The sequence below is a fragment of the Mesorhizobium sp. M1D.F.Ca.ET.231.01.1.1 genome, from assembly GCF_003999155.2.
In the GTDB taxonomy this organism is placed as follows: domain Bacteria; phylum Pseudomonadota; class Alphaproteobacteria; order Rhizobiales; family Rhizobiaceae; genus Mesorhizobium.
The window spans coordinates 981,813-1,000,763 of the sequence record NZ_RZOZ02000001.1; the positions used below are offsets into that span (position 1 = coordinate 981,813).

The window sequence follows — 18,951 nt, forward strand, 5'->3', positions numbered from 1 at the left end:
CTGTCCGCTCAGCGCCGCTGCAGCGCCAACGCGAACACCGCAACCACCGCGACGGGAATAGCCAGAAGCGCGAACTTGGTGACGGTCAGCGACGAGGCGAACGACAGCGAATCGGGATTGGCCGACTGGAAATCCGACAAAAGCCGCGCCACGGCAAAATTCTGCGCGTAGTCGGCGATCGTGTAGGGCAGGACCAGCACCAGCGCGGCCAGCGCCTGCAACTGCGCAGGCATGGCGCGAAAACTGCCGAGCCGCCGGCCGAAGGCCACGATCAGGCTGACCAGGGTGAGCGACAGCAGCGCCGGGAACAGCAAGTCGAAGGTCAGAAAGTGCCAAACGATGATGATCTCGCCGCCGCGCCGGCCGAGCGCAGTCAACCATGCCATGCCTTCATCGGGCGTGAAACCGGTGACGCGCATGTCGAGCGAAGGGAGCCCGCCGCTCAGCCGGCGGAAATAGAAGAACTCCAGCGCCGTCATGGCGATGAAGATCGCGGCGGAGGCGACGGAGAGCGCCGCCACATGACGCGACAGGCGCAGCACCATTACGATCAAGCCACGCCACAGGCCCGGGCGATCCGGCCGTTCGCCGGCCTGATCATAGTCCGCCCGGATAGTTCGGGCTTTCGCGGGTGATCGTGACGTCATGGGCGTGGCTTTCACGAAGTCCGGCGTTCGATATGCGCACAAAGGTGGCGCGTTCGCGGAACTCGGCAAGGTCGCGCCCACCGACATAACCCATAGCGGCTTTCAGGCCGCCTGCAAGCTGGTGCAGCACGCCAGCCACAGGTCCTTTGTAGGGAACCTGCCCTTCAATGCCTTCCGGAACCAGTTTCAGGGTGTCGCGGACCTCGGCCTGGAAGTATCGGTCGGCCGAGCCGCGCGCCATCGCGCCGACCGAGCCCATGCCGCGATAGGCCTTGAAGGAGCGGCCCTGGTGCAGGTAGACCTCGCCCGGGCTTTCGTCGGTGCCGGCAAGCAGCGAACCGATCATGGCGGCGCCCGCGCCGGCGGCGAGCGCCTTTGCGAGATCGCCCGAATATTTGATGCCGCCGTCGGCAATCACCGTCACGCCAGACTTCTCAGCCACCTCGACCGCCGACATGATCGCGGACAGCTGGGGCACACCGACGCCGGCGACGATGCGGGTGGTGCAGATCGAGCCCGGGCCAATGCCGACCTTGACGGCGTCGGCACCGGCATCGATCAGCGCCTGCGTGCCTTCGGCGGTGGCGACATTGCCGGCCAGGATGCGCACAGAATTGGAGAGCTTCTTGGCCCGCGTCACCGCATCCAGCACGCGCTGCGAATGGCCATGCGCGGTGTCGATGACGAGCAAGTCGACGCCGGCGTCGATCAGGCGTTCGGCGCGCTCGAAGCCGTCGTCGCCGACGCTGGTGGCGGCGGCGGCGCGCAGCCGCCCCTGCGCGTCCTTGGTGGCGTGCGGGTTGAGCTGCGACTTCTCGATGTCCTTGACGGTGATCAGGCCGACGCAATTGCCCTTCCGGTCGACCACCACCAGCTTCTCGATGCGGTGCTTATGCAGCAGGCGCTTGGCCTCGTCCTGGTCGACGTTCTCCTTCACCGTGATCAGGTTCTCACGGGTCATCAATTCGTAAACCTTCTGCGACGGATCGGAGGCGAAGCGCACGTCGCGGTTGGTGAGGATGCCGACCAGCCGGCCGACCGTGTGACCGCCGGTGCCGCCGTTTTCCACCACCGGAATGCCAGAGATGCCGTGCGAGCGCATCAGCGCCAGCGCGTCGGCCAGCGTCGCGTCCGGGCCGATGGTAACGGGATTGACCACCATGCCCGACTCGAATTTCTTCACCTGCCGGACCTGCTCGGCCTGCTCGGCCGGCGAGAAATTGCGGTGGATGACGCCGATGCCGCCGGCCTGCGCCATGGCGATCGCCAGCCTGGCCTCGGTGACGGTGTCCATGGCGGCCGAGAGGATCGGCGTGTTGAGATCTATGTCGCCGGCGATGCGGGTGCGGATGTCGGTCTGGCCGGGCATCACCTCGGAATGGCCGGGCTGCAGCAGCACGTCGTCGAAGGTCAGCGCCAGCGCGCCGGTGGACGTCTCGATGATTTTTGCCATGGCCAGTCCTTTTGAATGCGGAAAAGGCGCCGGGCCGAAATGGCCAGCGCCGACTCTCATCTTCCCTTTCAGGATTGGCGCTGGCTGGTAACACGTCCTGCTGCGGTTGAAAAGCCGATCGTTGCGTTCCGTCGCAAAGTGTTGCGCGTGACCATTTTGAAGCCACCAGTGGTTGCGGTCGCACAAAAGTGACAGCAATTTAATGCGACATCCGGGCCAATTGGTGGTACCGCCCGGTCGTGCCGGCTCGCCCCCGGCCAGGCCCAGAATCGCGAAGTCAAATCAGGGCGTTCCCTTGAACCGCATCATCCCGCTCATCCTGGCGGTCGCACTTTTCATGGAGAACATGGATTCGACCGTGATCGCCACCTCGCTGCCGGCGATCGCCATCGATATCCACACCAGCCCGATCGCGCTGAAGCTGGCGCTGACGGCCTATCTGGTGTCGCTGGCGATCTTCATTCCGATCAGCGGCTGGATGGCGGACCGGTTCGGGGCCAAGAACGTGTTTCGCGCCGCGATCGCCGTCTTCATCGCCGGATCGGTCGCCTGCGCCTTCTCCAACTCGCTGCCGGCCTTCGTGGTGTCGCGCTTCCTGCAAGGCATCGGCGGCGCCATGATGACGCCCGTCGGGCGCCTGGTGCTGGTGCGCGCCACGCCGAAGAGCGAGCTGGTCGCTGCGATGTCGTGGCTGACGGTGCCGGCGCTGGTCGGTCCGCTTGTCGGTCCGCCGATCGGCGGCTTCATCACCACCTATCTCACCTGGCACTGGATTTTTCTCATCAACGTGCCGATCGGGCTGCTGGGCATCTGGCTGGCCACCCGCTACCTGCCGGAGACCGAGCCCGCCGAGACGCCGCCGCTGGATTTTCCCGGTTTCGTGCTGAGCGGCCTTGCCGCGTCCGGCATCGTCTTCGGCCTCTCGGTGGTCAGCCTGCCCGCGCTGCCGCCGATCGCCGGCTTCATCACGGTCGCCGTCGGCCTGGTTTCGGGCGTGCTCTATCTCCTGCACGCACGGCGCGCCGAAAACCCGCTGCTGGCGCTGGAGCTGTTCCGTAACCAGGTGTTCCGCTCCTCCGTGCTCGGCGGCTCGCTGTTTCGCATCGGCATCGGCGCTGTGCCGTTCCTGTTGCCGCTGATGTTCCAGATCGGCTTCGGGCTGACTCCGTTTCAGTCCGGCATGATCACCTTCGTCTCGGCGATCGGCGCCATCGGCATGAAGTTCGTCACTGCACTGCTTTTCCGCCTCGCCGGATTCCGCCGGGTGCTGATCTGGGGCTCGCTGATCGCCGCCGGCTCGATCGCCATCTATGGGCTTTTCACGCCTGAGACCCCCTATGCGCTGATGCTCGCGATCCTGCTGGTCGGTGGCTTCATCCGTTCGATGTTCTTCACCGGCGTCAACGCGCTCTCCTATGCCGAGATTTCCGCCGCCGACACCAGCAAGGCGACGCCGATCACCGCCGTCTTCCAGCAGCTTTCGATCGCGCTCGGCGTGGCGCTGGCCGGCGGCATCCTTGAAGTGTCGACCTCGATCCATGGCGGGCCGCTGACGCTCAGCGACTTCCACATCGCCTTCTTTATCGTCGCCGCCGTCTCGGCGGCGGCATCGGTGACCTTCATGCGGCTAGCGCCCGACGCCGGCAACGCGGTGTCGGGACATGGCAAATTGACGACGCCGAAGACGCTGGAGGCGGTGGGTGGGGCGGGGAAGTAGGCGCGGCCTCTCCTTCTCCCCTTGTTGTGGGAGAAGGTGGATCGGCGCGCAGCGCCGAGAGGGATGAGCTACCCTTTGAAATCCTTGGCCAGCAGATAAAGCTCCACCGACTCGTCGCGCGAAGCCGGCGGCTTGACGTGGTGGACCGAGCGGAAATTCTGCTTCAGCCGCGACAAGAGCTCGTTCTCGGCGCCGCCCTGGAACGTCTTGGCGAGGAAATGCCCGCCAGGCTTCAAAACCTGCAGCGCGAAATCGGCCGCCACCTCGCATAGGTGCATAGTGCGCAGATGGTCGGTGCGGCGGTGCCCGGTGGTGGGCGCCGCCATGTCCGACAGCACCACGTCGGGCTGGCCGCCGAGCGCCTCGGACAGCTTTTGCGGCGCTTCCGGATCGAGGAAATCCATCTCCAGGATGACTGCCCCCGGCACCGCGTCCATCTCGAGATAATCGATGCCGACGACATGCGGGTTCTCGGCGCTCGATTTGGTGCGCGCCGCCGCCACCTGGCACCAGCCGCCGGGAGCGGCACCGAGGTCGATCACCTTCATGCCGGGTTTCAGGAGATGGTGCTTGTCGTCGATCTCGGTCAGCTTGTAGGCAGCACGTGAGCGGTAGCCATCGGCCTTGGAGCGCTGCACGTAAGGATCGTTCATGTGACGCTCGAGCCAGCGGCGCGAGGATTCCTTGAGCCCGCTCTTCTTCTTGATCCTCGTTTTCAGCACGCGCATGCCGGCCGAGCCCGGCTTCTCCGGCTTTTTCGTCATGGCCGTTCTCTTTTGAGCATGATCTTTTTCAGAAACCGGACGCCACTTTGGGGGATCATGCCCGACGCCAGGCGCCGTCATCGGCCATCAGCTCGCTCAAAATCCCCTCGCGCAAGCCGCGGTCGGCAACGCGCAGCCGCTCGGACGGCCACACGCCGCGGATCGCTTCCAGGATGGCGCAGCCGGCAAGCACCAGGTCGGCGCGATCGGCGCCGATGCAGGGATTGGCGACGCGCTGCTGGAAATCCCAGCCGATCAGTTTTTCCACCATGCGGTCGACGCTCTGGCGGTCCATCCACAGCCCGTCGACGCGGCGACGGTCGTAGCGCTCGAGATCGAGATGGACGCCGGCCAGCGTCGTCACCGTGCCGGAGGTGCCGAGCAGATGGAACTGGGGGCTGGCCAGCACATGCGCAAGCCGGTCGCGCCCGTCGAAGGCCTTCAGCCTCACCGCGACATCCTCGACCATGGCTGCGAAGGTCTCGCGCGTCACCGTGCGGCCACCAAAACGCTCGGCGAGCGAGACGACGCCGACCGGAAGCGAAGTCCAGGAGACGATGTGGTTGGCGAGCCGCGGCGAGCGCTGGCCCCGGGTGAGGTCGATCAGCGCGATCTCGGACGAGCCGCCGCCGATATCGAACAGCACCACGCCGCGCGTATCGCGCTCGACCAGCGAGCCGCAGCCGGAGACCGCCAGGCGGGCCTCGGTCTGGCGGTCGATGATTTCCAGCTTCAGCCCTGCCTCGCGCTCGACGCGCTCAAGGAACTCGACGCCGTTTTCGGCGGAGCGACAGGCCTCGGTGGCGATCAGCCTTGCCTTCCTGATCTTGCGATTGCGCAGCTTCTCGCCGCAGACCTTGAGCGCCTCGACGGCGCGATCCATGGCGGCCTGGCCGAGCCGCCCGCTGGCGGACAGCCCCTCACCCAGCCTGACGATGCGCGAAAAGGCATCGATGACGCGGAACTGGCCATGACGGCCGGGCACGGCGACCAGCAGCCGGCAATTGTTGGTGCCGAGATCGAGCGCGGCGAAGACGGGCAGTTCCAGATGCGGCGGCCGCGGGCCGTTCTGCACCGGTCGCGGTTGCGGCGATGGCGGCGCCGGATCTGGCGCACGGCCGGCAGGTGCGGCGGCGGGCACCGACAGCGGTATGATGCCGTTCTCGTCGCGTGCGAACACCTTGCGGCCGCGCCGGCGCTTGCGGCGCTTGCGCGTCTTGCCCTTCTGGTTCTCGCCTTGATTGTCGGCATGTCTTTGGTCGGCATGTCGTTGGCCGGCATGTCTGGCATGCGCACCCGCATGGCGGCTAAACCGCGCCGATTCCGTCGGCGATGCCCCGGACACGCCCACTGCCGACGCGCCAGCGCCGGTATCGTGGTCTTCCACTGCAATTCCTTTCGGCGCCGCGCGAACCGGAAGGACGCAGCAGCTACCTAGATTTGTTTCAAGTTGAGGACAGACTAGCAGCGCGATCCGCAATCACCAAGACCGGGTGACTTGATTTTTGGCGGCGTCACGCAGGGGCAATCTCTTGCCGGTTGAATAGCCGGCTTCAATCAGGCATGTCTCAAACGAGGGTTCGAGAGGGTTTGGGCAGCATCATATCCATGAGCTTAACAGCATGACGACGACGCCATGAACTGGAGGCGCTATTTCTGGCCGGTCATCGGCATAGCAGCCGTGGTGTTCTCCCTCTGGCTGCTCATCCACGAGCTGCGCGGCGTTTCGCTCGACGACGTCTGGGCCGGTATCGTCGCCATCCCCGCGCGTGGCTGGATGCTGGCGGCGCTAAGTTCCGTCGTCGCCTATGCGTCGCTCGCCGGCTACGACCACATCGCTTTGCTCCATATCGGCAAAAGAGTGTCCTGGCTCTTCGTCACCCTTTGCTCCTTCACCACCTATGCGCTGTCGCACAATATCGGCGGCTCGGTGCTGTCCGGCGCGGTGATCCGCTACCGCGCCTATGGCACGAGGGGGCTGACCGGCCAGGATGTCGGCATTCTGGTGGCGATCTGCTGGATCACCTTCGTGCTCTCCAGCCTGCTTGTCGGGGGCATGGTGCTGGTGCTGGAGCCGCAGATCGTCGATCGTTTCACCACGACCCCGCACCACGAACTGGCTGCCGCGGCCGGCCTTCTCATGCTGATCCTGGTCGCGACATATGTGTTCTGCAGCTGGCTCCATCTGAGGCCGCTCAAGATCGGCAGCTTCCAGCTGCATTACCCGGCGCTGCCGATCGTGGCGCGGCAATTGCTGATCGGCCCGGTCGAACTGCTGGCAGCCGCGGCGATCATCTACTTTGTCCTGCCGGCCGCCGGCAATCCTGGCTATTTCGTCATACTGGGCGTGTTCATGGTGTCCTTCTCGGTGGGATTGCTGTCGCATGCGCCGGGCGCCCTCGGCGTTTTCGAGATCGTCTTCCTGGCCGGTTTGTCGCACATGGACCCGGTCGGTGTGCTTGCCGCGCTGTTGGTCTTCCGCCTGTTCTACCTGATTGTCCCGCTGCTCATCGGCCTCGGCGTGGTGCTGTTTTTCGAGCACTCGCAATACAGCCGCGGCGAAGGCTGAGCCCCTTCCCCGCCGCGCCGAGCCAAAGCGATCAAAAGCTGCGATTGAAACGCGGCGCGGGGTTGACTATTTTCCGGCGGCGGCTACAAGGCAGCGCTCGCGGCACACAGCCGCCCGCTTCGCGCGATACCAGTCGCGCCTGCTGGGGAATAGGTTAACGGTAGACCCACGGACTCTGACTCCGTTAGTCCTGGTTCGAATCCAGGTTCCCCAGCCACTCAAATAATCAAGCAGGAACAAGGACGCCGGCGAATCGTGTTGCATCGGCCGCTGGCCCGTGACCAGGCAAAGCAGCCCGGCTGTATCCACCGCCCATCGTCCTTATGGATGGGCCTCGCCAACCAATGAATGCATTCGAAGCATATTAGCAGAAGCCTATATTTGTCCTCAGCCGGTGCCGTGTTTCGATTCCGAGCCCCCGCCGGTTAGGCCCGGCTTGCACTGGCCTACCCCGCCGGAGCGCCGGGCCGCTCCCGTGTCAGGGACAGGGCGTCCACCGCCGCCGGTAGCGCAGCACGAGCCCGCTCGCGAGGGACGGGCTCATCGGCTCGCCTCGGTACGTGGCGCAAAGAAGCAGCGGATATATGAAAACGGAGCGGACAAGCAGATGTGGTACTGGTTGTCTTCGCTCTCTATGACGCGGTTCCTGGGAATGAAATATCGCGTCTTGGACCCCGTGCGGACATTGAAATTGCCGCCCGGCAGCGGCTCAACAAAGCGCGGGTTGATGACCCCACAATCCTTCTTATCGTCGCAACATTCATAGCCGGTGACCGGATCATGGTAGCCGGTGTACCAGCTGTGAGCGACAGCGAATGCGATCAGGAGAAGCTTCATCGCCTGCATAATTTAACATGGCGGCCGACCAGCGGGCTATACCATACATTAGCTATCGCTTGACGAAGACGCCGGCCGCTCCAGACTCATGGCATGGCCGCGGGCATCAACATTGGCGATGAGGTCGCTGTCACCGCGACCGTGAGGCGTCGAGTGACCGAAGACCGCGTCAGCGTATCGATACCAAGCTATGGCTTCCCGCACTCGATCGTCGATCGAACGTCCAAGGTAGAAAAAGGCCAGCAGATAGAGCTTGTCGGCGACGTCACCCATGTCGAGGGCGACTGGGTCACGGTGAAACCTGGGTGTCCCGGTTATGCTGAACGTGGATACGCTGAGACTGGTAACAGCCTGCAGGCCGCCTTCGAGGAAGACGACCCTCGTCGACAAGCCGACTTAAAGGGCAGGCCCGTCCAGGAACAGTCAGTTAGCTTTACCACACGTGCCTACCGACACGCTTTCCTGATCGTTAGACTTTGATGGATCGGAGGGATTCACATCTCACCAGAACTGATCTAGTCTTGCCACTCGAAGAAATCGCAGGTGGCAACCATGGAAGCGATGTTCGATGACCTCACGGCGGCCCTCAAAGAGCCCCGTATAGATGTATCTGCTACTGCCCGCGCTTATGCCCTAGATCTCGCCAGCAAGCTCTTCCTGGGCATTGCTATTGGCGTTGGCATCGGCATTGGGCTGGCGATCGCCGGTTAGCTCCTCGGGGAGGCCTACCTCAACTGTCCGCTTGCTAGAACCTACCGCTTTTGGTCTTGCCATTGGTGTAGGTATCGCGCTGAGCTACCTCCTATATTAGCAATAGCCTTACATACAGAGACGGACGTATCATCAGGCGTTTTTCAGGCGCGTGGGGAGGAGTTTGCAGTGCGCACAATTCTGGCTCTGGCCGCACTCACAACCTGTTTCGCTCTCTGGGATCGATTTGCGAACGACGGGATCTACAGCGCCACTCTGCAACGAAACATATTCGGTAAAGTGCTTTCTGGGTGATTAGCCATTACCGGCTGGGTTTTGCAGTCAGCACGCCATCGCTCTCGGCACGATGCTCCCTTGTTTCATCTTGGAACGGGAATGCTGGCATCCAGCTTGCACCGAAGATGTCGCCGGTACTCTCCTGGGGCCGGCAGCTCGCCGGGCTTGAAGGTCGTTGTTGGGGGCCTCGCCCGGCGGGTTTGCCATTACATCAGCGCCTGCCTGGAACGAGGTAGGAACTTAATTGCCTCGCGATGAGCTTTGAGGGAGGTTCCTGTGCGATGGCCCTTGGTCGTGATCGCGCTGGTAGCGAAGTTATACGGGCCTTCATGCCCATAGGCACTGGTTCGCGACACGGTGAATCAATAGCAAGGCCGAGGGTGGTCTGGAATTGTCACCGAAAACGGTGCGGGCGCGCAAGGGGCATTCCAGCGTCCAGAAAATTATCACGTGAATTCAGTTGCATAGAATATGACGTTTGCCGGATTGTGTCGGCTGGCTTCGCCTATGCGATCATATATTAGCGAATTAACGAATCGTAGACCGCGCTGTCCTATTCTGGGACAGCGCGGACACTACCCATCGGCCGCGCAGGCGGCTCCGGCTCCCAGGCGCCCTACCCCTAGTCGGAGCCGCCACTTTGTACATACCAGTAAAGGTTGAATCAACCCTTACCAAGCACCGTTAATGGTGCATTCCGTCGATTGCTAGATTTCGAAGTACCGACGAACAGAGCAATATTGGCAACGCCGGTGAAATCGTCATCCGGTCTGGTTTGCCGCGCTCGGCCACGATTTATTTCCGCCTCCCACGACACCAGTGAACTTCGTAGGAGGGTTCATCACTCATATTAGCAATCAACGATATATTAACGGCTGAGGCGCAGCCTTTCCGGATCGGGGACGAGAACCGCCCCTGATCGACGATCCGGCGCTTCATGTGCCGAGACGTTCGACCGATGCGGAGAAAAACGCATGAGTGTCGAAACAGCGCTGGCGCAGCTGTTGCGCATGCTTCACCGTCGAGCCTTGAATCTGGCAAGCCTGCCGGACGATGAGAGAGATCCGCACTACGACCGCATCCGCCGCTCCTGCTGCGGAGCAGCCGAGCATATCGGTCAGTCGCCCGACAATGCGGCTATCACGGCCAACAGCATGGTCGAATTTACGCGGGCAATGGTCGGGATCATCGAAGCAAGGCGCGGGTAAGGCGCGGGGAACACGCCGATTTACAAGCCCGAAGCGTTCGATGACGTCTCGTTCACAGCAACTGCGTGGGCGGTGCGAGGAGTCGCCTGAGCGAATGGTGTCTTCCAATCTGGGCAGCTGACCAGGACCGGAGCTTCCACGCACCTGCGACGCCGGAATCGATGCGCAGCCTAAAGATCATGCAGCGTTCGACGGCGCGTTGCTTGGTCCGCATAACATGCTCCCGCTCTTGTGATAATGTTCAGCGACAAGGAAGGGGGAAATCATGGACGAAACGGGCGTTATGGATGCCCTGGTTGTGGGCGCCGGATGGGCGGGCCTCGGTGTCAGTCATATACTTGCCCAATCCGATATGCAGCATTGCGTCCTTGAACGCGGGCGAATTGGTGAAACGTGGCGGACCCAGCGTTGGGACTCATTCCACTTCAATCTTCCCAACCTATACAGCGTGATGCCCGGCGACCGTTACGACGGCCCGGAGCCCGAGGGATTTATGTCCCAGGCGGAGTTCGTTGCTCTTCTGGAAGACTATGCGCGGCGTAACCGGCTTCCGGTCCACACCGGCGTCTCGGTCACAAAACTGGAGTCAAGTAACGGGCTGTTTCGCGTTGTGACGCCGGAGCAGACGTGGCAGACAAAAAGCGTGGTAGTCGCCAGCGGCAGCCTGAACCGCCCACGTCGACCGACCTCCGCCTCCACGCTGACGAACGGCCCGGCGCAGCTCGATGCCTCCGACTACCGAAATGCCGGCGACCTTCCCGCCGGGGCCGTCCTTGTCGTCGGCAGCGCACAATCTGGCTGCCAAATTGCCGAGGATCTGATCCTTGCAGGAAGGGAGACTTATCTTGCCGCAAGCCATATTGGCCGCCTGCCGAGACGCTATCGCGGACACGACATTGTCGTGTGGATGGTGAAGACTGGATTGTTTGACGTGCCCCGCAAGGATTTTGTCGATCCGTCAGGCCGCGTTGCGGCTCGGCCCATGCTTGGCGCGTTGCACACGATAAGCCTGCAGTCTCTCAGCGCGCAGGGCGTTGTACTGGTGGGGCGATTTGTTGGAGCGGATAACGGTCGTCTCATCTTTGCTGACGACCTTATCGAAAACATTCGGTTCGGTGACGAGACTTCCGCTCAATTCAAAAATCGTATTGATGAATTTATCAAACGCAACGGTCTTGATGCACCTGCGCCCATTGAGGATGAGGCGGAGTCGGTCGCTCCGCGCCTACCTGGCCGCCCCATTCTGTCGCTCGACCTCATAGAGCAGAATATTTCAACGATTGTCTGGTGTACGGGCTTTCAGGGCGACTTCAGCTGGATCGATATACCCGGGGTTCTCGACGCACAGCGCCAACCAGTCCACGAAGATGGCATCGCCCCGGTTCCCGGAGTCTATTTCGCAGGGCTCGACTTTGCGTCCACGCGTCGGTCAGGCACTGTCATGGCGATCGACGATGAGGCGCGTCGATTTGTTGCCCGGATATCAGCTCGGGCTGATCGAGCCACGGCTTAGTACGGAATAGAATAGACACATTCCTGATCTGTAATCCCCGCAGACCGAGCGGAAGACACGGATTTTATGGTTGGCTGATCGGAAGTTGGGAAATGACACGGTCCACCATCTCGATAACGGCGGCATTCAGAAATGGCCTGGCGAATGCCATTTTGGCTGGGTGCTTGAAGGCCGCGCTATACAGGACATCTGGATCAGACCCAAGCGCCCTGCGCCTCCGCATGTATGGCACGACTTTGCGCGTCTTCGACCCTGGGATCGGCGGCTGGCACATCATCTGGAGTGATCCGCTCAACCAGGACTACGCGCGCCAGATCGGGCGGGCCGAGAGAACATGGCGCGCGACGCTGGACCGGGAACCAAGACGCCGTCAAGCCGGCCGGCACCGACACGACTGGCGCATCCTGTCCGGTCGCGCGGTTCAAATCGTTCGTAAAAATCGATCATTATAACTCGAATAATTCGTTGGAAAGATTGGTTTCGGAATGGCATTTCGCCGGTGAGCACGCCTGGAGAATTGCATTGTCATTCCTGCCCGCCACCGCGAACGATCTTCCAAACGGCCTGAATGCGGCCGGAAGCGAGAGCCCTGCCCCGATCTGGGCCGGCGTCGTCCCGGGGATCGTGCTCGTGACGATGATCACCAGCGTCGCCTATTCGGCGCGCAATCTCTCCGGCCTTACGCTGTTCAGCCCGATGATCCTCGCCGTCTTCGCTGGCATGGTCTACTCCAACGCGCTCGGCACGCCCGCCCATGCCAAGGCCGGCATTGCGTTTGCGCAGCGCCGGCTGTTGCGTTTCGCCATTGTTCTGCTCGGCTTCCAGCTCACGCTCGGCCAGGTGGCCGGCATCGGCTTTGGCGGCGTCGGCATCGTTGCGGCGACGCTTGGCGCTACCTTCCTCTTCACCGTCACGCTCGGCCGGCTGATCGGCGTCGACGCCAAGCTGGCGCAACTGATCGCGGCGGGCACCTCGATCTGCGGCGCCTCGGCCATCGCGGCGACCAATATCATCACCGACGCGCGCGACGAAGACGTCACCTACGCCGTCGCCGCGATCACCCTGTTCGGCACCATCGCCATGCTCGGCTTCCCGCTGCTGGCGCCCCTGTTCGGCCTCGACCAGCATGCGTTCGGCCTGTGGGCCGGCGCCTCGATCCACGAGGTGGCGCAGGTGATCGGCGCCGGCTTCCAGAACGGCGCCCAGGCCGGCGAGACGGCGACCGTCGCCAAGCTGACGCGCGTCGCCATGCTGGCGCCGATGGTGATCGCGCTCGGCCTGATGGCGCGCCGAGGCAGCACCGATGCTTCCGCCGCCAAGCCGCCGATGCCGTGGTTCGTCGTCGCCTTCGTCGCGATGGTGGCGCTGAACAGCCTGGTGGCGATCCCGGCGCAGGTCCATTCGGCGATCGCCTTGGCCGCGCAGGTCATGCTGACCATGGGGCTCGCCGCCATGGGCCTTCAAGCCGACATTTCGCAGCTGCGCTCGCGAGGCCTGCGCCCGCTGATGCTGGCCTTCTCGGCCTTCCTGTTTATCGCGGCGTTCAGCCTGACGTTGGTGAAATTCGTCTAGTCTTCGAACGAACTCGCCGCGACATAAATCGCGGCCAGCTTCTCGATCCCGGCCTGGTCCTCCTTGTCGAAGCGGCCAGGCAGCGGGCTGTCGAGGTCGAGCACGCCGAACACGCCGTCGGCGTCGCGCAACAGCACGACCAGCTCCGAACGCGAGTCGGCATCGCAGGCGATGTGGCCGGGAAAATCGTGCACGTCCTTGATCAGCATCGACATGCCGAGATCGACCGCCGTGCCGCAGACACCCTTGCCCACCGCGATCCGCACGCAGGCCGGCTTGCCCTGGAAGGGGCCGAGCACCATCTCTTCGTCCGATTGCAGAAAATAGAAGCCCGCCCAGTTGAGATCGGGCACCATCTGGTAGATCAGCGCCGAGGTGTTGGCGGCGTTGGCGATCGGGTCGCCCTCGCCCTCCAGCAGTGCTTTCAATTGCGTGGCCAACTCATTGTAGAAGGCCGGCTTGTTGCCCGTGTCGATGGCGGTTGCCGCAAACATCCTGGTCGTTTCTCCGTTGCAAGGGCGTTGACCCGCCCGCTACAGTCCCGCCCTCTCTGCCACCAAAGCCGCCGTCGGGAAACAGCCTATCGTGACTTCCAGCCATCCTAGGACAATAAGGGCCAGAACGATACGGATCGCCGCCGCCGTGATCCGCGATGACAGCGGCAAGCTGCTCTTGGTGCGCAAGCGCGGCACCAGCACATTCATGCAGGCCGGCGGCAAGATCGAGCCAGGCGAGGCGCCGGCCGCCGCTCTTGCGCGCGAATTGCGGGAGGAATTGGGCATCGTCGTCGATCCGGCGACGGCCTCGCATCTCGGCTCGTTCTCGGCGCCCGCCGCCAATGAGCCGGATGCCCGCGTCGAGGCCGAGCTCTTCGAACTGTCGATCGCCGGCGAACCGATCCCGGCGGCCGAGATCGAGGAGATGATCTGGCTGAGCCCGGAGCTGGCAAGCGGCATGGAACTCGCGCCGCTCACCGCCGACATCGTGCTGCCGCGCTACGCCCGCCAGCCATGAGCCAAGCAAAGCCATCGCCAGGCGAGGCGCCCCTCACCTTCGCGGTGCTGGTGTTCCCCGGCTTTCCGATGATGGCGTTTTCCTCCGTCATCGAGCCATTGCGCGCCGCCAACATTCTTGCCAAGCGCGACTGCTACCGCTGGATGATCGTCGGTGCCAATGAGGGCACAGTCGAGGCCTCCAACGGCGTCGTGATCCAGCCCGGCTTTTCAGCGGCGGACGCGCCGAAGGTCGACCGCATCGTCGTCTGTTCCGGCGGCGATGCCGACCATGTCGTCGCCGACGAGGCGATGAGCTGGATCCGCAAGAGCCTGCGCGGCGGCGCGCATATCGGCGCCGTGGCCGATGCGGCGTTCTTCCTCGCCCGCGCCGGCCTGCTCGACGGCCATGCCTGAACCTTGCACTGGACCAGCCAGGCCGCCTTCACCGAGGCGTTTCCGGAGATCGAGCTGAGGCGCGATCTCTTCGTCATCGACCGCAAGCGCTTCACCTCGGCCGGCGGCGTCGGCAGCCTCGACATGATGCTGGAAATCATCACGCGCGACTATGGCGCCGAGCTTGCCGCGGGCGTCGCCGAATGGTTCGTGCACTCTCCGCTGCGGTCGAGCGTCGACCGCAAGCTGATGCCGCTGCGCCTGCGCACCGGCGTGCAGAACGAGCTGGTGCTGTCGGCCATCGCCATCATGGAGGATGCGGTCGAGGAGCGGCTTGGGATGGCTGAGCTGGCGGAACGGCTGGGCGTGTCGTCCGACAAGCTCGAGCGCAATTTTCGCGCCGAGTTGGATATCTCGCCCAATGGCTATTACAGGCGGCTGCGGCTGAAGCGGGCGGCAGACCTTCTGGCGCATTCGACGCTGATGGTGCGGGATGTGGCGCTTGCTTGCGGCTTTGCTTCGATGTCGAGCTTTGCCAGGGCTTTTCGGGAAGAGCATGGGCATGCGCCGAAGGCGATGAGGAGGCACTAATGTTCCTGCGCCTTTAGATGAGACGCTGGCGGGACAGCGCCCCCCTGTCCTGCCGGACATCTCCCCCACTTTGGGGGGAGATTGGATGTCACGCGTGGCTTCGCCAATCTCCAACGTTGACAGGGAGAGCCGGCGCTGAAGCTGCCAATCTCCCCCCTTGTGGGGGAGATGTCCGGCAGGACAGAGGGGGGGCGCGAAGGATCGCGGCGTTTCTCGTTTTCCCGCCGCCACCTCTGCGGCATCCGGCACAACAATCGCGGGATTCCGCACAAGCTCAAAACCCGGCCCGGCTATGTTCGCCAAGAACAGGAGGCCCCCATGAGCATCGTCGTATTCGACCCCGACAGCACCGAGGATGTGGACTTCAAGGACCGCATGCGCCATCCGGCCGCGGCCGATCCGGCCGGCGGTATGTGGCTTTCCGACACCGAGCCGTCCTTCATCAACGCAGACGCACTCCGTAAGGGGCGACTTACAAAGCTGCGCGCGTGGATGCGCGAGGCGGGCTATGGCGGCGTCGTTTTGTTCGATCCCTACAACCAGCGCTACGCCACCGGCTCGCGCAACATGTTCGGCTATTTCCTGCGCAACTCGACCCGCTACTTCTTCATCCCGACCGAAGGGCCGGTCGTACTGTTCGAATATCCGCAGAGCTACCATGTCTCCATGGTGCTCGACACGATCGACGAGGCGCGGCCGTCGAAACTGGTCTGGTCATCGGTCTCCGGCCGCGACAATGAGACCGCCGGACCGTTCGCCGACGAGATCATCGAGCTTCTGAAGAAGCATGGCGGCGGCTCGATGAAGCTCGGGCTCGACCGCTGCAGCCATCTGCAGGCGCTGGCGCTGGAAAAGCGCGGCTGTGAGGTAAAGGACTGCCAAGGCGAGATTCTTGCCGTGCGCGCGGTGAAGACGCCGGAGGAGGTGAAATGCCTGCAGGCTTCGATGGCGGGCGCTGAAGCCGCGGTGGCCGCCGTGCGCGAGGCTATCAAGCCCGGCGTTTCCGAGAACGAGCTCTTCGCCATCATGTATCACGAGGTGATCCGCCAGGGCGGCGAGTTCATTGAGACGCGGCTCTTGACCTCGGGACAGCGCACCAATCCGTGGTTCAACGAGGCCAGCGGCCGCAAGATCAGGCCGGGCGAGCTGGTCGCGCTCGATACCGACACGATCGGCTGCTACGGCTATTATTCCGATTTCTCACGCACGTTCCGCTGCGGCCCGGGCAAGCCGACGCCCTATCAGAAGTCGCTCTACCGCATGGCGCATGACCAGGTGCAGCACAATATCGAAATCGTGAAGCCCGGCATGGCTTTCCGCGAGATCGCCGAGAAAGCCTGGAAGATCCCGGACCGCTTCGTCGACCAACGCTACACCTCGGTCATGCACGGCGTCGGCATGCATGGCGAGACGCCGTTCATCGCGCATTCGATGGATTACGAGACCTATGGCCGCGACGGCATCATCGTGCCAGGCATGGTGGTCAGCGTGGAAAGCTATATCGGCGAGAAAGGCGGCCGCGAGGGCGTCAAGCTGGAGGACGAAATCCTGATCACCGAGACGGGAACCGAGTTGCTTTCGCGGTTTCCTTATGAAGACGAGTTTCTGGAGCCGCAGGTTTGAATCGGGTGCGCAGTATTTGGTTCGGCGCGATGTCACAGAGTTTCGAAACTGGCCACGGCAACCGCGCCTTCGTCATCCTAGGGCGCAGCAAGGAGCGTAGCGACGTAGCGCAGACCCTAGGATCCATGCCGAGACTCATGAGCGCCGCAACGGTGCAAATTTTGCTCCGCTGTATTTCTCGGCTAACGTCACGGCATGGATCCTCGGGTCTCCGCGACGGAGCTTCGCTCCTGCTTCGCCCGTGGATGACGACGGTGGGGAGGCACCGGCCAGCCACCACGGTTCGCAGCGGCTCGAACGGAACAGCGTCGATCGCAAACCTAGGCATCCCTGCATGAAAAATCCCATCTCGATACGGCGCGGCACGGTGGCCGCGGTGTTCATCGATCTCCAGGAGGAGCATCGCAAGGACAAGCGCTATCTGGTCGAAGGGTTCGGCGACATCCTCGCCAATGTCCAGCACCTGCAGGAGGCGGCACGGCGCAATTTCGTGCCGCTCTACCATTGGGCCTATATCGTCGATCTCGCCGAGGCGCGCCCATTCCATCCGGTCGACGAAAGCGGCAAGTCGGCCTTCTCCGGCAAGGACGACCCTCTGACGGCGATCTGCCATGAGGTGGCGCCGCGTGACGGCGAGGCAACACTGGTCAAGCAGGAAGCGAGCGCCTTCGGCAAGAACGACTTTGCCGACAAGCTCAAGGCATCCGGCACCGAATGGCTGGTGGTTGCCGGCGTGTGGACCGAAGCCTGCATAGACGCCACGGTGAAGGACGCGGTGGCGCGCGGTTTTCGCGTGCTGCTGGTCAAGGACGCCTGCGGCAGTGCGAGTGCCGCCATGCACCAGACCGGCATCCTCAACCTCGCCAACCGGCTCTATGGCGGCGCCGTCACGAACACGCTCGACGCCTGCCGGCTGATGGCCGGGGACACGGTGAACGTTTGGCAGGTCGAAGGCTCGGTGCCGCTGCGCTTCACCTTCGAGAATGCGGCGCGGCTCTACGCAGAGCTCTGACGGCGATGGCCGGCGACCCAGCTGACCAGGGCAGCCGCGGCAAATATGCCGCCCTGCTCGATCCGGAGCTTTGGGATTACATCGACATGGTCAATTCCTGGTACCCATCGGAGATCGTCGCCGCACCCATCACCGAGCAGCGCGCGGTCTACGACCGGATGTGCGTCGCATTTCACCAAGGTCGCCCGGAAGGCGTGACCGCCATTGATGGCCTCGTCGCCACGACGGCGCAAGCGATCCCGGTGCGGCGCTACCGCATGGCAGACAAACCGGCGGCGACGATCGTCCTTACTACCACGGCGGCGGCTTCGTGCTCGGCGACCTGGACAGCCATGACGACATCTGCGCCGGGATCTGCGCTGGCACCGGCTTCGAAGTGGTCTCGGCTGACTATCGCCTTGCGCCGGAGCACCTGCATCCCGCCTCCTTCGACGACGCGCTGGCGGTATTCGAATGGGTCGCGGCCACCAGTGCGCTGCCGATCGTGCTGTGCGGCGAGAGCGCCGGCGGCAACCTCGCCGCGGCGGTGGCGCAGGCGGCGCGGCACCATGCCCGCCATGCCGTCGGCCAGGTGCTGATCTATCCCGGGCTGGGCGGCGGCGAGACGGGGCGCTCCTACGCCGAGCATGCCGAAGCGCCGCTGCTTACACTCGCCGATATCGACTTCTACCGCCGCGTCCGCTCAGCGCCGGGACAGTCGCCGGACGACCCGACCTTCTCGCCGCTCAAGGATCGCGATTTCTCCGGCCTGCCGCCGACCGTCATCGTCACGGCGGAATGCGATCCGCTGTCGTCCGACGGCGAGGCCTATCGCGACAAGATCCTCGCCGCCGGCGGCCGCGCAGTGTGGCGCGAGGAGCCGCGGCTGGTGCACAGTTTTCTGCGCGCCCGTTCGACTGTGCCGCGCGCGGCGGAGGCTTTTGCGAGAATCATCGGCGATATCGCCAGGCTGGGCGCCGGTGATTGAGCGCTAATCTCCCCCTTGTGGGAGATCGGCTGTTTCCGCGCCCTGCGGAACAGTGCACAAGAACTGCGGAAAACCAGACATTTCGCTGCGGAAAGCGGCCCTA

At 63.5% G+C, this 18,951-nt stretch carries 17 protein-coding genes, 1 tRNA gene and 2 pseudogenes; 14 read left to right on the plus strand and 6 right to left on the minus strand.

Annotated elements, in window-relative coordinates; translation table 11 throughout:
• Positions 1 to 8: 8 nt before the first annotated feature.
• Positions 9 to 545 (minus strand): hypothetical protein, encoded by a 537-nt coding sequence (locus EN874_RS04995; RefSeq protein WP_168247355.1) that lies wholly within the window; start codon positions 543 to 545, stop codon positions 9 to 11.
• A gap of 52 nt (positions 546 to 597) precedes the next feature.
• Entirely contained in the window at positions 598 to 2,100 is a 1,503-nt protein-coding gene (guaB, locus tag EN874_RS05000; protein WP_127424272.1) for an IMP dehydrogenase, read from the minus strand.
• Positions 2,101 to 2,139: 39 nt separating this feature from the next.
• Here guaB and EN874_RS33590 point away from each other — a divergent pair, with 39 nt between their 5' ends.
• Positions 2,140 to 2,292 carry a hypothetical protein gene (locus tag EN874_RS33590; RefSeq protein ID WP_168247356.1) on the plus strand — a complete coding sequence of 51 codons (153 nt, stop codon included), beginning with the start codon at positions 2,140 to 2,142 and terminating at the stop codon, positions 2,290 to 2,292.
• 103 nt (positions 2,293 to 2,395) lie between these two features.
• Complete coding sequence (locus tag EN874_RS05005) at positions 2,396 to 3,817, plus strand: MFS transporter (RefSeq protein ID WP_127424273.1); 1,422 nt, start codon at positions 2,396 to 2,398, stop codon at positions 3,815 to 3,817.
• Positions 3,818 to 3,885: 68 nt separating this feature from the next.
• Here the strand turns inward: EN874_RS05005 and EN874_RS05010 are convergent, their stop codons facing one another.
• Complete coding sequence (locus EN874_RS05010) at positions 3,886 to 4,581, minus strand: RlmE family RNA methyltransferase (protein WP_126084287.1); 696 nt, start codon at positions 4,579 to 4,581, stop codon at positions 3,886 to 3,888.
• Positions 4,582 to 4,636: 55 nt separating this feature from the next.
• Entirely contained in the window at positions 4,637 to 5,968 is a 1,332-nt protein-coding gene (locus tag EN874_RS05015) for a Ppx/GppA phosphatase family protein (RefSeq protein WP_127424274.1), read from the minus strand.
• Between the two features lie 249 nt (positions 5,969 to 6,217).
• On the opposite strand from EN874_RS05015, the gene EN874_RS05020 reads away from it, so the two are divergent.
• The gene (locus EN874_RS05020) at positions 6,218 to 7,150 is read left to right on the plus strand and encodes a YbhN family protein (protein ID WP_127424275.1); all 933 of its coding nucleotides are present in this window, start codon (positions 6,218 to 6,220) and stop codon (positions 7,148 to 7,150) included.
• A 143-nt stretch (positions 7,151 to 7,293) separates the two neighbouring features.
• Positions 7,294 to 7,367 (plus strand) — tRNA-Gln (locus EN874_RS05025).
• Between the two features lie 323 nt (positions 7,368 to 7,690).
• Here EN874_RS05025 and EN874_RS05030 read toward each other — a convergent pair.
• Complete coding sequence (locus EN874_RS05030) at positions 7,691 to 7,996, minus strand: hypothetical protein (RefSeq protein ID WP_127424276.1); 306 nt, start codon at positions 7,994 to 7,996, stop codon at positions 7,691 to 7,693.
• 84 nt (positions 7,997 to 8,080) lie between these two features.
• On the opposite strand from EN874_RS05030, the gene EN874_RS05035 reads away from it, so the two are divergent.
• The 5 genes from EN874_RS05035 (at position 8,081) to EN874_RS05055 (ending at position 13,267) form a co-directional block, all read left to right on the plus strand.
• Positions 8,081 to 8,467 (plus strand): hypothetical protein, encoded by a 387-nt coding sequence (locus EN874_RS05035; RefSeq protein ID WP_348631712.1) that lies wholly within the window; start codon positions 8,081 to 8,083, stop codon positions 8,465 to 8,467.
• Between the two features lie 72 nt (positions 8,468 to 8,539).
• A complete protein-coding gene (locus EN874_RS33595; protein ID WP_168247357.1) occupies positions 8,540 to 8,698 on the plus strand; it encodes a hypothetical protein in 159 nt (52 codons plus the stop codon).
• A gap of 1,250 nt (positions 8,699 to 9,948) precedes the next feature.
• Positions 9,949 to 10,182, plus strand: a complete 234-nt coding sequence (locus EN874_RS05040) for a hypothetical protein (protein ID WP_126084340.1) — start codon at positions 9,949 to 9,951, stop codon at positions 10,180 to 10,182.
• A 265-nt stretch (positions 10,183 to 10,447) separates the two neighbouring features.
• Positions 10,448 to 11,695 carry an NAD(P)/FAD-dependent oxidoreductase gene (locus EN874_RS05045; RefSeq protein ID WP_127424277.1) on the plus strand — a complete coding sequence of 416 codons (1,248 nt, stop codon included), beginning with the start codon at positions 10,448 to 10,450 and terminating at the stop codon, positions 11,693 to 11,695.
• A 597-nt stretch (positions 11,696 to 12,292) separates the two neighbouring features.
• Positions 12,293 to 13,267: a YeiH family protein gene (locus EN874_RS05055; RefSeq protein WP_168247388.1), complete on the plus strand. Its 975-nt coding sequence runs from the start codon at positions 12,293 to 12,295 to the stop codon at positions 13,265 to 13,267.
• Here EN874_RS05055 and EN874_RS05060 read toward each other — a convergent pair.
• Positions 13,264 to 13,761, minus strand: coding sequence for a GAF domain-containing protein (locus EN874_RS05060; RefSeq protein ID WP_127424278.1), 498 nt, complete (start codon positions 13,759 to 13,761; stop codon positions 13,264 to 13,266). The two genes, EN874_RS05055 and EN874_RS05060, sit on opposite strands and share 4 nt — an antisense overlap.
• Before the next feature lie 91 nt (positions 13,762 to 13,852).
• Between EN874_RS05060 and EN874_RS05065 the strand changes: the two genes are divergently transcribed.
• The 5 genes and pseudogenes from EN874_RS05065 (at position 13,853) to EN874_RS05090 (ending at position 18,848) form a co-directional block, all read left to right on the plus strand.
• Positions 13,853 to 14,281 (plus strand): NUDIX domain-containing protein, encoded by a 429-nt coding sequence (locus EN874_RS05065; RefSeq protein ID WP_348631713.1) that lies wholly within the window; start codon positions 13,853 to 13,855, stop codon positions 14,279 to 14,281.
• Positions 14,278 to 15,246 (plus strand): annotated as a pseudogene (locus EN874_RS05070) (GlxA family transcriptional regulator). Before EN874_RS05065 ends, EN874_RS05070 begins: the two are co-directional and overlap by 4 nt.
• A 318-nt stretch (positions 15,247 to 15,564) precedes the next feature.
• Complete coding sequence (locus tag EN874_RS05080; RefSeq protein WP_127424280.1) at positions 15,565 to 16,869, plus strand: Xaa-Pro peptidase family protein; 1,305 nt, start codon at positions 15,565 to 15,567, stop codon at positions 16,867 to 16,869.
• Between the two features lie 334 nt (positions 16,870 to 17,203).
• A complete protein-coding gene (locus EN874_RS05085) occupies positions 17,204 to 17,881 on the plus strand; it encodes an isochorismatase family protein (protein ID WP_127424528.1) in 678 nt (225 codons plus the stop codon).
• Positions 17,882 to 17,886: 5 nt separating this feature from the next.
• Positions 17,887 to 18,848 (plus strand): annotated as a pseudogene (locus EN874_RS05090) (alpha/beta hydrolase).
• Positions 18,849 to 18,951: the final 103 nt, after the last annotated feature.